This is a genomic window from Janthinobacterium violaceinigrum, assembly GCF_009208555.1.
In the GTDB taxonomy this organism is placed as follows: Bacteria; Pseudomonadota; Gammaproteobacteria; order Burkholderiales; family Burkholderiaceae_D; genus Janthinobacterium; species Janthinobacterium violaceinigrum.
Genome location: NZ_WFLI01000027.1, coordinates 57,165 through 69,556 on the forward strand (window position 1 = coordinate 57,165; position 12,392 = coordinate 69,556).

General features: G+C 64.7%; 11 protein-coding genes. 6 read left to right on the plus strand and 5 right to left on the minus strand.

The window, feature by feature from the left end:
- Window positions 1-27 precede the first annotated feature (27 nt).
- On the minus strand, window positions 28-1,068 hold the full coding sequence (gene mgrA / locus GCN75_RS20525) for an L-glyceraldehyde 3-phosphate reductase (protein WP_152284055.1): 1,041 nt from the start codon (window positions 1,066-1,068) through the stop codon (window positions 28-30).
- A gap of 121 nt (window positions 1,069-1,189) precedes the next feature.
- Here mgrA and GCN75_RS20530 point away from each other — a divergent pair, with 121 nt between their 5' ends.
- Window positions 1,190-2,794 carry a CYTH and CHAD domain-containing protein gene (locus GCN75_RS20530; RefSeq protein WP_152284056.1) on the plus strand — a complete coding sequence of 535 codons (1,605 nt, stop codon included), beginning with the start codon at window positions 1,190-1,192 and terminating at the stop codon, window positions 2,792-2,794.
- A 57-nt stretch (window positions 2,795-2,851) separates the two neighbouring features.
- On the opposite strand, the gene GCN75_RS20535 is transcribed toward GCN75_RS20530, so the two are convergent.
- The 4 genes from GCN75_RS20535 to GCN75_RS20550 all read right to left on the minus strand — a co-directional run bounded on the left by GCN75_RS20535 (window position 2,852) and on the right by GCN75_RS20550 (window position 6,229).
- On the minus strand, window positions 2,852-3,718 hold the full coding sequence (locus tag GCN75_RS20535; RefSeq protein WP_152284057.1) for a Kdo hydroxylase family protein: 867 nt from the start codon (window positions 3,716-3,718) through the stop codon (window positions 2,852-2,854).
- A 78-nt stretch (window positions 3,719-3,796) separates the two neighbouring features.
- On the minus strand, window positions 3,797-4,168 hold the full coding sequence (locus GCN75_RS20540; RefSeq protein ID WP_152284058.1) for a lysozyme inhibitor LprI family protein: 372 nt from the start codon (window positions 4,166-4,168) through the stop codon (window positions 3,797-3,799).
- 228 nt (window positions 4,169-4,396) lie between these two features.
- The gene (gene sodB / locus GCN75_RS20545) at window positions 4,397-4,975 is read right to left on the minus strand and encodes a superoxide dismutase [Fe] (protein WP_071078930.1); all 579 of its coding nucleotides are present in this window, start codon (window positions 4,973-4,975) and stop codon (window positions 4,397-4,399) included.
- Between the two features lie 234 nt (window positions 4,976-5,209).
- A complete protein-coding gene (locus GCN75_RS20550; protein ID WP_152284059.1) occupies window positions 5,210-6,229 on the minus strand; it encodes a LacI family DNA-binding transcriptional regulator in 1,020 nt (339 codons plus the stop codon).
- A gap of 517 nt (window positions 6,230-6,746) precedes the next feature.
- Here GCN75_RS20550 and GCN75_RS20555 point away from each other — a divergent pair.
- Genes GCN75_RS20555 through GCN75_RS20575 form a run of 5 tightly spaced genes read left to right on the plus strand, consistent with a single transcriptional unit; the run spans window position 6,747 to window position 12,355 of the window.
- Window positions 6,747-8,045, plus strand: coding sequence for an extracellular solute-binding protein (locus GCN75_RS20555; protein WP_152284060.1), 1,299 nt, complete (start codon window positions 6,747-6,749; stop codon window positions 8,043-8,045).
- A gap of 7 nt (window positions 8,046-8,052) precedes the next feature.
- Window positions 8,053-9,057, plus strand: coding sequence for a carbohydrate ABC transporter permease (locus GCN75_RS20560; RefSeq protein ID WP_152284061.1), 1,005 nt, complete (start codon window positions 8,053-8,055; stop codon window positions 9,055-9,057).
- Window positions 9,054-9,902, plus strand: coding sequence for a carbohydrate ABC transporter permease (locus GCN75_RS20565; protein ID WP_152284062.1), 849 nt, complete (start codon window positions 9,054-9,056; stop codon window positions 9,900-9,902). The genes GCN75_RS20560 and GCN75_RS20565 overlap by 4 nt, the downstream gene beginning before the upstream one ends.
- Window positions 9,903-9,936: 34 nt before the next feature.
- A complete protein-coding gene (locus GCN75_RS20570) occupies window positions 9,937-11,313 on the plus strand; it encodes a GH1 family beta-glucosidase (protein ID WP_152284063.1) in 1,377 nt (458 codons plus the stop codon).
- Between the two features lies 1 nt (window position 11,314).
- On the plus strand, window positions 11,315-12,355 hold the full coding sequence (locus tag GCN75_RS20575; RefSeq protein WP_152284064.1) for an ABC transporter ATP-binding protein: 1,041 nt from the start codon (window positions 11,315-11,317) through the stop codon (window positions 12,353-12,355).
- Window positions 12,356-12,392: the final 37 nt, after the last annotated feature.

Here is a 12,392-nt window from a genome sequence, read left to right on the forward strand (position 1 = left end):
TCCACAAGCGCAGGGCGGGGCGGAAGATCAGGTCGCCCGCGATGGGCCAGCCCACAGATTGATATCGCCTTCGCGCGCCTGCACGTCGATGGCGGCCAGTTCTTCTGCCGTGAACGTCAACTGCTGCAATGCGGCCACGTTTTCGCGGATTTGCGCGCTGCTGCTGGCGCCGATCAGGGTCGAGGTGACGCGCGCATCGCGCAGCACCCAGGCCAGCGCCATCTGCGCCAGGGTCTGGCCCCGCTGCGCGGCGATCTGGTTCAGCGCGCGCACGCGGGCCAGGTTTTCCGCGCTCAGGTGTTTTTGCAGCAGCGAACCGCCGCCGGGACGGTTGACGCGCGCATCCTGCGGCACGCCGTCCAGGTATTTATCGCTGAGCAAGCCCTGCGCCAGCGCTGTAAACGTGATGCAGCCGATGCCTTCTTGCTGCAGGGTATCGAGCAAGCCATCTTCCTCGATCCAGCGGTTGAGCATGTTGTAGGCTGGCTGGTGGATCAGGCACGGCACCTTCCATTCCTTCAGCAGGGCGGCCGCCTCGGCCGTCTTTTGCGGCGAATACGAGGACAGGCCCACATACAGCGCCTTGCCTTGCTGCACGGCGGTCGCCAGCGCGCCCATGGTTTCTTCCAGCGGCGTGTCGGCGTCGTAGCGGTGCGAGTAAAAGATGTCGACGTAATCGAGGCCCAGGCGCTGCAAGCTCTGGTCCAGGCTGGCCAGCACGTATTTGCGCGAGCCGCCGCCCTGGCCGTACGGGCCCGGCCACATGTCCCAGCCTGCCTTGGTGGAAATGATCAGTTCATCGCGGTAGGGCAGGAAATCGTCGCGCAGCAGCTTGCCGAAATTGCTTTCCGCGCTGCCATAGGGCGGGCCGTAGTTGTTTGCCAGGTCGAAATGCGTGATGCCCAGGTCGAAGGCCGTGCGCAGCATGTCGCGCTGCGAGGCCAGATTGTTGCTGTCGCCAAAGTTGTGCCACAGTCCCAGGGACAGCAGCGGCAGTTTCAGCCCGCTGCGCCCGCACGTGCGGTATTGCATGGTGTCGTAGCGGTTGTCGGCGGCGTGGTAGGTCATGGCATCTCCTGGTTGAATGAATCGCCTATTTTCGCGCAAAATCAAGGTGTGCGTGCGTGCTCCTTGCGCGCGACGGGACGCGCCTTACAATAGGCGTTGAGGAGTCTCGCAAGGAGCGGTCATGGAAATCGAATTGAAATTGTTGCTGGAGCCGCAAGATGCGCCGCGCCTGCGCGCGCACCCCCTGCTGGCGCAGTATGCGCAAGCGGCGCCGCAGGTGCTGCAGATGCACGATATATATGTCGATACGCCCGATTTGCAGCTGTGCCGCCACCAGGCGGGCTTGCGCGTGCGCCAGGTGGAAGGGCGCTGGGTGCAGACGCTGAAGGCGGGCGGCAATGTCAGCGGCGGCCTGCACAGCCGTCACGAATGGGAAGGCGACGTCGCGGGGCCGCAGGCGGACCTCGACGCGCTCGACGCGGCCATCGGCCGCAAGCAGCCGATCCGCGCGCTGCTGCGCCAGGACGATGTCCGCGCCGCCTTGCAACCCGTGTTTACCACGCGCATCGAACGCACCGTATGGCAGCTGCGCACGCCGCAGGGCGACCAGGTTGAATGCGTGCTGGACCAGGGGGTGATCGAGTGCGGCGAACCGGGCGCGAATGGCACGCATGGCACGCATGGCGCTGCGCGCAGCGTGGCCATCAGCGAGATCGAACTGGAATTGAAGGAGGGGCAGGCGGCCAGCCTGTTCGACGTGGCGCTGGCCCTGCTGCAGGACGTGCCGCTGCAGCTGGGCCACCTGAGCAAGGCGGAACGGGGCTACCGCCTGGCCCTGGCCGCATCGCAAACGGTGCCGCCGCGGCACGCCGTCAAGGCGCAGCCCCTGGCGCTGGATGCGGCAATGTCGGTGGAGCAGGTGTTCCTGGCCATCGCCGGCAATTGCCTGGAACAGGTGGGCGGCAACCAGGATGGCGTGGCGGCGGGCGAGGACGTGGAAAGCGTGCACCAGATGCGCGTGGGTCTGCGCCGCCTGCGCTCGGCACTGGGCATGTTCAAGTCCCTGCTGGCGCTGCCGGACGCCTTGAAGAACGAACTCGACTGGCTGGGCGGCGCGTTGGGCGAGGCGCGCGACTGGGATGTGCTCGCAGGCAGTACGCTGGCCAAGCTCGATGGCGGGGCGCAAGCGGATGCGGCAGCGCTGGCGCAGGCGGCGCACGAGCAGGCACGCGTCAAGCATGCCCAGGCCGCGCAAGCCGTCACCTCGGCGCGCTACACGGCGTGCATGCTGGGCTTGCAGCGCTGGCTGCAGGCGCGCGCCTGGCGAGACAGCTGCTCGATGCGCCAGCTGCGGCGCCTGGACGCGCACGTCTCCCCGTTTGCCCACGCCACCTTGCGCCAGGACCAGCGCCGCCTGATGAAGCGCGGCAAGCGCCTGCTGCATGCCACGCCGCAACAGCGCCACCAGGTGCGCATCGCGGCCAAGAAGACGCGTTACGCGACGGAATTCTTTGCCTCGCTGTTTGCCGCCCGCGCCGTGAAACCGTATGTGGGACGCTTGTCTGACTTGCAGGATGAACTGGGCTGGCTCAACGACGTGCAAGTGGCGGACCGGCTGCTGCAGCAATTGCCGGATGCCCAGGCCGATCTGGCGGGCCAGGATGGGCTGCGGCTGCACGCGGCCTTCATCCGCGGCTACCTGGCGGCGCGCGCGCAGTCGCAGGGCGCCGATGGCCGCATGCACAAGGCCTGGCGGCGCTTCAAGGCGGCCCGCTTGCCGGCCTGAGTCCGGTTGCCCGGGCCAGGCTTTGCCGGGCCTGGTGTCTGGCCAGGCTAGGCTAGGCTAGGTCAGCGGACGTTTCAACTGGCGCTCGAGGATGGCCAGCGGCGACTTGCCGGGGGCGGCCATGGCACGCACGGGCAGCAGCCAGGTTTGCTCCAGCGCATGCTGTCCCCGCAGGGCCGCGTGCGAGACCGCGTCGCTGAACACGATCCACGTCTGGCCCGGCGCGAATGCATGGGTGTGCTGTTCCACCTGTGCCTGGTAACCGAGGTCGGCCTTCATGGCGTCGTGCAGCTGCAGCATGTAGTGGTCGTAGGGCGTGCGCCGCGATTTGGTCACGTGCAGCCATTGCAGCAAGGCCGCCAGCACGGGCCGCGGACGCTTTGCCGCGGGCAGGAATCGCTGCGCCACCTGGTCGAATGGCGCGCCCAGTTTCCACACGCGGGGCGCGCCGCGCGGATGGATGTTGGTGAACACGCGCAGGATGCGCCGGCCCTGCGTGGGCGAGGAGGGGAAGCTGTCGACATGCAGGCGCGTATCGTCCTTGCGCCAGGATGTCACCCGGCCGGCGATTTCCACGGGCCGAAAGCTGCCCTTGCCTTGCTGCAGATGGGGAGCGTAGCCCGGCAGCAAGCCGGCCAGCAAGTGCGCCGTGTGCCGCGCATAGCGCTGCATCAGCGCGGCCAGCAAGGCCCCGTCGTAGGCCGTTCCATGGCCGCGCACGCCGCGCGCCGGTTCCCAGCTGATGTTCTTGGCGCTGCCTGCCGCGCCGTTCAGCAGAGCGTGTTCTTCCTGTTGCAGGGAAAAGCCCAGGCGGGGCAGCAGCACGACTTGCCCGTCTTCGAGCGCCTGCAGCGCCACCGCCTGCTGCGCGGCGCTGCCGCTGGCGTTCCACTGGCTCAGGGGAATGTCGATGAGTTTGCTCATGGCGCTGCGGAGAAGACATCGGAGCGGTCAGTATGGCCGCTTGCCGCCCGCTGCCGTTTGCGCTAGCGCAGGCTCAGTTCACAGTTTGCTGTTCTGGCAGCCGGCGCTCACGCATTCGCGTACGCGGTCCTGCAGGAATTGCGCGCGTTCGATGGTGGTCTGGGTGGCGCAATCGAGGTTCACATAGAAGCCCGACGATTCGCGTTTCGAGCAATTCTGGTTGCGGCTGGCTATCCACGCCAGCTGGCCCGATTTCAACTTCTGCTTGCCGCCGGCGTCGAGCTGGGCAGCGAGTTTCTTGTAGTTGGCGTTCAACTCCTTGTCCGCTTCCTGGTACACCTTGTTGAGGCAATACAGGCCGTCGAAGTCGTTGCGGGGCGTGTCGCAGGCCGAGTTGGCGAAGGCGGAAGCGGAGGCGCAGAGCAGCAAGGCGAGCATGCATTTTTTCATTTTTTTCTTTCGGCAAGGAGATGAGGACAGGGCGCATGGAGGTGCGCAGCTCTTGCGCATCTTATAACATTCCGGGTGCCGTACCGGTTCGCTTGACGGCGCGCAGCGCGCGCGTGTTCCGCAGGGGCAAAAAAAAGAAGCCCGGCTCGCAAGCACAGGCTTCTTTTCAGGATGGGTCACTGCGGCGCAAGCCGCGGACGCGTCCGTTTTACGTTGTCAGGAACGCGCTTACGCGAAGTTCTTGGCAACGAATTCCCAGTTGACCAGGCCCCAGAACGTTTCCACGTACTTGGCGCGCAGGTTGCGGTAGTCGATGTAATAGGCGTGTTCCCACACGTCGCAGGTCAGCAGCGGCTTGTCGCCGGTGGTCAGCGGGCAGCCGGCGTTCGAGGTGTTGACGATGTCGACGGAGCCGTCGGCTTTTTGCACCAGCCAGGTCCAGCCCGAACCGAAGTTGCCCACGCACGACTTGGTGAATTCTTCCTTGAACTTGTCGAACGACGACCATTTGGCGTTGATCGCATCAGCCACGGCACCCGTAGGCGCGCCGCCACCGGCCGGCTTCATGCCGTTCCAGTAGAAGGTGTGGTTCCATACCTGGGCCGCGTTGTTGAAGATGCCGCCCGACGATTTCTTGATGATCTCTTCCAGCGACAGGTTCTCGAACTCGGTACCCTTGATCAGGTTGTTCAAGTTGGTGACATACGCCTGGTGATGCTTGGCATAGTGGTATTCCAGGGTTTCTTTCGAAATATGCGGCGCCAGAGCGTCCATTTCATACGGCAGTGGTGGCAGAGTATGTTCCATGTGATGTCCCTTTGTGGTGAGTGTTCGGAGTCTTCCGGCCGGGGCCGGAGGGTTGAGCCTTGCGTGCTTGAATCAAGCATTCTTGCTGAACGAGCCACTATTGTAAAGCGGATGCGCCATTGCTGCAGATTCCGGCGCGCCTTGTCCGCGCCGTTATGCGTAGTGATTCTCGTTCAGGAAAATCGGCCAGCGCCAGGCCTTGCGCTGGCATCTTGTGTAACGCCGGTCCAGGCTTCAGCGGATGCGGCGCGTGGTTTCCCGCACGATCAGTTCCAGCGGCGGCACGGTCGCCTGCACGGCTTCGCCATTGATCAGGCCCAGCAGCGCTTCCGTGGCGATGCGGCCGATGTCGTACAGGGGCTGGTGGATGGTCGTCAGGGGCGGCGTCGTGTAGGACGAGCCGGGCAAGTCATCGAAGCCCACCAGCGAGATATCGTCGGGCACGCGGATGCCCTTGCGGTACAGACACAGGCGCACGCCATAGGCGGACAGGTCGTTGGCGGCGAAGACGGCGCTGAATTGCTGCTGCGTATCGAACAAATGGTTCATGGCCAGCATCCCGCTGGCCTCGTGGAAGTCGCCTTCCACCATCAGTTTCGGGTCGATGGCGATGTCCGCTTCGCGCAGCGCGCGCTGGTAGCCCGTCAGGCGTTCGGCCGCATCCGTGTTGTTGGCGGGACCGGACACGAACGCGATGCGGCGGTGGCCCAGTTCCACCAGGTGGCGTACGGCCAGGTAGGCGCCGTATTCATTGTCCAGCTTGAAACCGATGGCGCTTTTCGTGGCGAGCAGGCGGCCCGTCGAGACGATGGGCCGCTGCTGCGAGAAATCGAGCACGCTCTCGTCCGAGATGCGCCCGGACAACAGGATGATGCCGTCGACCTTGCGCGCCAGCAGCAGGCGGATGCGGTCCGCTTCCTCCTGCGCATTCCAGTGTCCGCTGACGATGACGGATGCATAGCCCGTGTCCTTCAGGCCGTCGTCCAAGCCGCGCAGGCTTTCGTCGAAGAAGGGGCTGGAAATATCCTGCACCACGATGCCGATGGTCATCGAGCGGCCTTTTTTCAGCCCCTGCGCCATCTGGTTGGGCGCAAATTTCATCTGCGCGATGGCGGCCAGCACGGCGTCGCGCTTGTCGTCGGACACCTTGGCCGTGCCGTTCAGGATGCGCGAGACGGTACTGGGCGACACGCCTGCCTGGCGGGCGACGTCGAGCAGGGTGGAAGGGGGAGCAGCGTGGGCGCTATCGGTCAAGGTGATTCCCGGGTATCAAGATGGCTGGTTGTCAGTGCTCTGAAAACCTTTTCAGTGAAAGATTACCATAAACGGACGATCAGGCTGCATGCCAGGGTAGGCCGGGGCAGGCCGGAGCATGCCGATGTCGTTCGGTGTCGATCGGCGTCGGTCGGCTTAGCCCGCAGGGCGTAAGCCGACACCGCAACGCCCAAGCCGACACCGCAACGTCCAAGCCGATGCCACGCCGCAGCCACGGACCGGACGCAACCAAGCGCCGGAGTACGCACGCAGCGTCAAACCGGCCTGCGTCTCCCCACATCTGAAAACGTTTTCACAAAAAACAACAACATCTCCGGCCGCCAATTTCCACCGCTTTTCATAGGGGAGAACGCCCGATCCAGCCCATCTCGCCACGATGGTCTCAATAAAAATGACAACTTTTTCGGTTGACTTGATTTTCTTTGCGGTGTTAAATGGATGCATGTTGTGAAAACGTTTTCAAGATAGAAGGCGCTCAATAAACGGAGATGAAAGAATGAAGTCAAGCATCCTTGGCGCCGCCCCCCTGGCAGCGCTGACCCTGGCCTTCGGTGCGGCCGCCGCGCCCGCCGCGCCTGCCGCTGTCCCGCCTGCTGCCGTCCTGCCGGCGCTGGCTCCCGCCACCATTACCGTCGCCTCGTTCCCGGACCTGGACCGCGCCGTCAAGACGGCCATGCCCCTGTGGGACAAGCTGTACCCGCACGTGAAGGTCAAGCTGGTCAGCCTGCAGATCGACGACCACCATAACTCGATGACGACGGCGCTGGCGGCCGGCGCGCGCCTGCCCGACGTGATGGCCATCGACTTCCGCTATGTCGGCAGCTTTGCCGAATCGAAGGGCATGGAAGACCTCCTGCAGGCGCCGTACGGGGCAGGGCAGTACCGCGCCCAGTTCGTGCCGTTCACCTTCGTGCAGGCGACCAGTTCGCGCGGCACCCTGGGCGCCATGCCGGCCGACCTGGGGCCGGGCACCCTGTTCTACCGCAAGGACTTGATGGACAAGGCGGGCATCAAGGAATCCGAGTTGACCGCTTCGTGGGAGTCGTATATCGCCGCCGGCAAGAAGCTCAAGGCCGCCACCGGCACCTATCTGCTGGCCGGCGCCAGCGACCTGGCCGACATCGTTATCCGCGCCAATTTGAAAGATGGCGAAGGCATCTACTTTGGCGACAAGGGCCAGGTGCTGGTCGACTCGCCCCGCTTCGTCAAGGCGTTCGAATTGGCCAAGGCGGCGCGGGTGGCGGGCATCGATGCGCGCACCGTGGCCTGGACGGGCGAGTGGGCCGAGGGCTTCAAGCGCGACAAGGTGGCCAGCCAGATGATGGGCTCGTGGCTCAGCGGCCATCTGGCCAAGTGGCTGGCGCCCGATTCGAAGGGCCAGTGGCGCGCGGCGAACCTGCCGGCCGGCGCGCTGGCGTCGTACGGCGGCTCCTTCTACGGCATCCCGAAAAAGGCGGCGAACAAAGCCCAGGCCTGGGAATTCATCAAGTTCATGACCGTCAACAAGGATATCCAGCTGCACTCGCTCAAAGAAATCGGCGCCTTCCCCGCCTTGAAGGCGGCGTATGCGGATCCCATGATGGACGAGCCGCAGGCGTACTTCGGCGGCCAGAAGACGCGCTTGCTGGCGCGCGACACGGCGGCAAGGATTCCCGTCATCCGCGTCGACAAGTTCGACGCCGTGGCGCGCGACATCGTCAACATGGAGCTGGAAAGCGTGCTGGCGCAAAACAAGGATATCAAGACGGCCCTGGCCGACGCCAAGGCCCTGATCACCCACCGCGCGCGGCGCTAGGACCAGCATGAGCCACTTGCATCCCCCATCGGCATCGCTGGCGCACCAGGCGTCCGCGTCGGCGCGGCCGTCACGCAAGCGCTACACCATGAAGCAATGGGCGCCATACATTTTCATCAGCCCCTTCTTCATCCTGTTCGCCGTCTTCAGCCTGTTCCCGCTGCTGTTTTCCATCTATTTGTCGTTCAACCAGTGGGAAGCGGCCAGCGGCGTGGAAGCCATGCAGTGGGTAGGCCTCGACAACTACAAGTATGCACTGAGCGACCCGTGGTTCTTGCGCTCGCTGGGCAATACCGTGTGGCTGGCGCTGGCCTCGGGCGTGCCGCAGCACCTGGTCGCCATCCCGCTGGCGGCGTTCATCCACAACAGCTTCAAGCGCTCGCGCAACCTGGTGATCGGCATTTACTTCTTGCCGTTCATCACTTCCAGCGTGGCCATCGCCATGGTCTTCAACACCCTGTTCTCGCGCGACTATGGGCAGATCAATGTATTGATCGAATGGTGCGCCAGCCTGCCGCTGGTCGGCGGCCTGTTCCCGGCCGAATCGATCGACTGGCTGGGCAGCTCGCTGTTCATCAAGCCGGCCGTCGCCTTCGTCATCTTCTGGCGCTACCTGGGCTGGAACCTGGTGCTGTACCTGTCCGCGCTGCAGGTGATCCCGAAGGACTTGTACGAGGCGGCCACCATCGACGGCGCCTCGAAACGCCAGCAATTCTGGTACATCACCCTGCCGCAGCTGCGGCCCATGATCTACCTGGCCGTGACCCTCACCATCATGGGCAACCTGCAGCTGTTCGAGGAACCGTTCGTGCTGGTGGCCGAATCGAGCGGCGTGAGCCAGTCCGTGATGACGACGGCCATCTTCGTCTACAAGACGGCGTTTTCCTCGGGCGACTTCGGCACGGCGTCGGCCATTTCCTGGCTGCTGTTCCTCATCATCGCCAGCACCACGTGGGTCAACAACCGCGTCTTCAGCCGCAATGAACGTCAGGAACGCAAGGAGGCCAAATGAGCGCATTGACAAACCGCCGCGCCAGCGCGGCCAGCACCCGCTGGACGGCCTACGCCATGGTGGCCATCGGCGCCCTGATCATGGTCGCGCCGTTCTACTTCATGTTCGTCTTCGCCACGCATACGAGCGCGGAAATCTACAGCCTGCCGCCGCCGCGCTGGTTCGGCACGGCCCTGCTCAACAACCTGGAACTGCTGCAGGAGCGCCTGCCGTTCTGGCGCAATATCGGCATCAGCCTGTACGTGGCCCTGATGACGACGGCGTTGACCCTGTTCTTTTGCTCGCTGGGCGGCTATGCGTTTGCCATGTACGAGTTCCGCTTCAAGCGGCCCTTGTTTACCCTGGTGATGGCGTCGATGATCATCCCGTCCTTCATGAACATGATCCCGACGTTCATGCTGATGGATTTCCTCGGATGGCTGGACCAGCCGCGCGCCCTGTACGTGCCCGGTGCGGCCGGTGCGCTGGGGATTTTCCTGATGCGCCAGTACATCGGCACGGCCATCCCGAAGGACCTGATCGAGGCGGCGCGCATCGACGGCTGCGGCGAATTCGCCATCTACTGGAGAGTCGTGCTGCCCCTGATCGGGCCCGCCATGGGCACCCTGGGCCTGATTACCTTCATCAACTCGTGGAACAATTTTATTACCCCGCTGGTCGTCATGCGCTCGGTCGAGAACTACACGATCCCGCTGGCCCTGCGCAGCATGCAGGCGCCGAACAACACGGAGTGGGGCGCGCTGATGACGGGCGCCGCCATCGCCGTGCTGCCGCTGCTGCTGATGTTCTTTGTCGCCTCGAAGCGCCTGATCGAAGGCCTGACGCAAGGCGCCGTCAAAGGCTGATGCTCTCCCATTTATTTCAACCCCTCACACTGACATGACCACCATGCACAACGACGATACCGACACCCAATTTCCTTCCACCTTCACCTGGGGCGTGGCCACCAGCGCCTACCAGATCGAGGGCGCCGCCGCCATCGACGGCCGCGGCCCGTCCATCTGGGATACCTTCAGCCACACGGACGGCAAGATCATCGATGGCAGCAATGGCGACGTGGCCTGCGACCACTACCACCGCTACGTTGATGACGTGGAGCTGATCGCGAACCTGGGCGTGAACGCCTACCGCTTTTCCATGTCCTGGTCGCGGGTGCAGCCCACGGGTTCCGGCGCCTGGAACGAGGCAGGCTTCGATTTCTATGCGCGCCTGCTCGACGCCCTGGCCGCGAAGGGGCTCGATGCCCACCTGACCCTGTACCACTGGGACTTGCCGCAAGCCTTGCAGGACGAGGGCGGCTGGCTCAATCGCGCCACCTGCTACCACTTCGCCGCCTATGCGGCCGAGGTGGCGCGCCGCTTCGGCCACAAGGTCGCCAGCATCGCCACCCACAACGAACCGTGGTGCACGGCCGTGCTGGGCCACGGCACGGGCCAGTTCGCGCCCGGCATGGCCGACCCCGCCGCCGCCGTGCAAGTGTCGCACCATCTGCTGCTGTCGCACGGCCTGGCCATGCAGGCGATGCGCGCCGTCAATCCGCCCGCGAAACTGGGCATCGTGCTCAATCAATGGACGGCCACGCCGGCCACCGACAGCGCGCAAGACCGCGAACTGGCCGAACTCGAATATGCGCGTTCGGTGCAGTGGTATATGGACGCCATCTTCAAGGGCCGCTACCCGGCGCTGGCCCTGAAACACGCCGACGCTTCCGCTTTGGCCATTTTTGAAAACGATTTCATAGATATCAAGCAGCCCATCGATTTCCTCGGCGTGAACTACTACACGCGCGCTTTCATGAGCGCCGAGACGCCGCCGCGCAAGCCCGAGGGCAAGCTGGGCTTCAATGACATGGGCTGGGAAACCTATCCGCAGGGCTTGACGGAACTGCTGGTGGGCCTGCACCGCGAGTACCGGCTGCCGCCCGTCTACATCACGGAGAACGGCATGGCCGTCGCCGACAAACCCGCCGGCGGCAAGATCCACGACCAGGCGCGCATCGATTACGTGCAGCTGCACCTGGACGCCTTGCGGGCCGTGATCGCGCAGGGCATCGACGTGCGCGGCTATTTCTACTGGAGCCTGATGGATAACTTCGAGTGGAACTCGGGCTATGCCAAGCGCTTCGGCATGCTGTACGTCGACTACGCCACGCAGCAGCGCAGCGTCAAGGACAGCGCCCTGTGGTACCGCGATTTCATCGCCGCGCAGCGCGCGTCCCACGCACCGGCCCAGCGGGTCCTGGCCGGGGAGCACTGACATGGCCGCCATCTCCCTGCGCGGCATCCGCAAGACCTACGGCGACGGCCCGGAAATCGTCAAGGGCCTGGACCTCGATATCCATGACGGGGAATTCATGGTCTTCGTGGGGCCGTCCGGCTGCGGCAAGTCGACCCTGCTGCGCATGATCGCGGGACTGGAAGATATCAGCGCGGGCCAGCTGCGCATCGGCGACCTGCTGGCCAACGACGTGGCGCCGGCCGAGCGGGGCATCGCCATGGTCTTCCAGAGCTATGCGCTGTACCCGCACATGACGGCGCGCGAGAACATGGGCTTTGCCCTCAAATTGGCGGGCAAACCCGAGAGCGAAGTGCGCGCCGCCGTGGGCAAGGTGGCGGAGATTTTGCAGATCACGCATCTGCTCGAACGCAAGCCCAAGGCCCTGTCGGGCGGCGAGCGCCAGCGCGTGGCCATCGGCCGTTCCATCGTGCGCCAGCCCAAGGTATTCCTGTTCGACGAACCGCTGTCCAACCTCGACGCCTCCCTGCGCGTGCAGACGCGCATCGAGCTGGCCAAGCTGCACCAGGAACTGGGCACCACCATGATCTACGTGACGCACGACCAGGTCGAAGCCATGACCCTGGGCGACAGGGTCGCCGTCTTCCACGGCGGCCATCTGGAGCAGGTGGGGGCGCCCCTGGACCTGTACCGCCATCCGGCCAGCCAGTTCGTGGCCGGCTTCATCGGCGCCTTGCGCATGAACTTTTTGCCGTGCGCCGCCGTTCCTGCGCTGGCCAGCCAACTGGGCGGCGAAGCGGGCATGCTGGTCGGCATACGCCCCGAGCATCTGCGCCTGGTGCCGCGCGGGGAGGGCTATGGCGCCACCGTCACCCTGATCGAGCAGCTGGGCGATGCGCAGATCATCCACGCCACGCTGGATGCCGGTCCCCATGCGGTGGCCATCAAGCTGCATGGCGAGGCGCGCCACAGCCTGGCGCAGGGCAGCGCCATCGGCTTCGCGCCGGAAGAGGGCCATGCCTTTCTATTCGACACGGGCGGGCGCGCCGTGGCCACCCACTGACCCGCACGGAGGCGACATGACTTCAGATTGACACCCA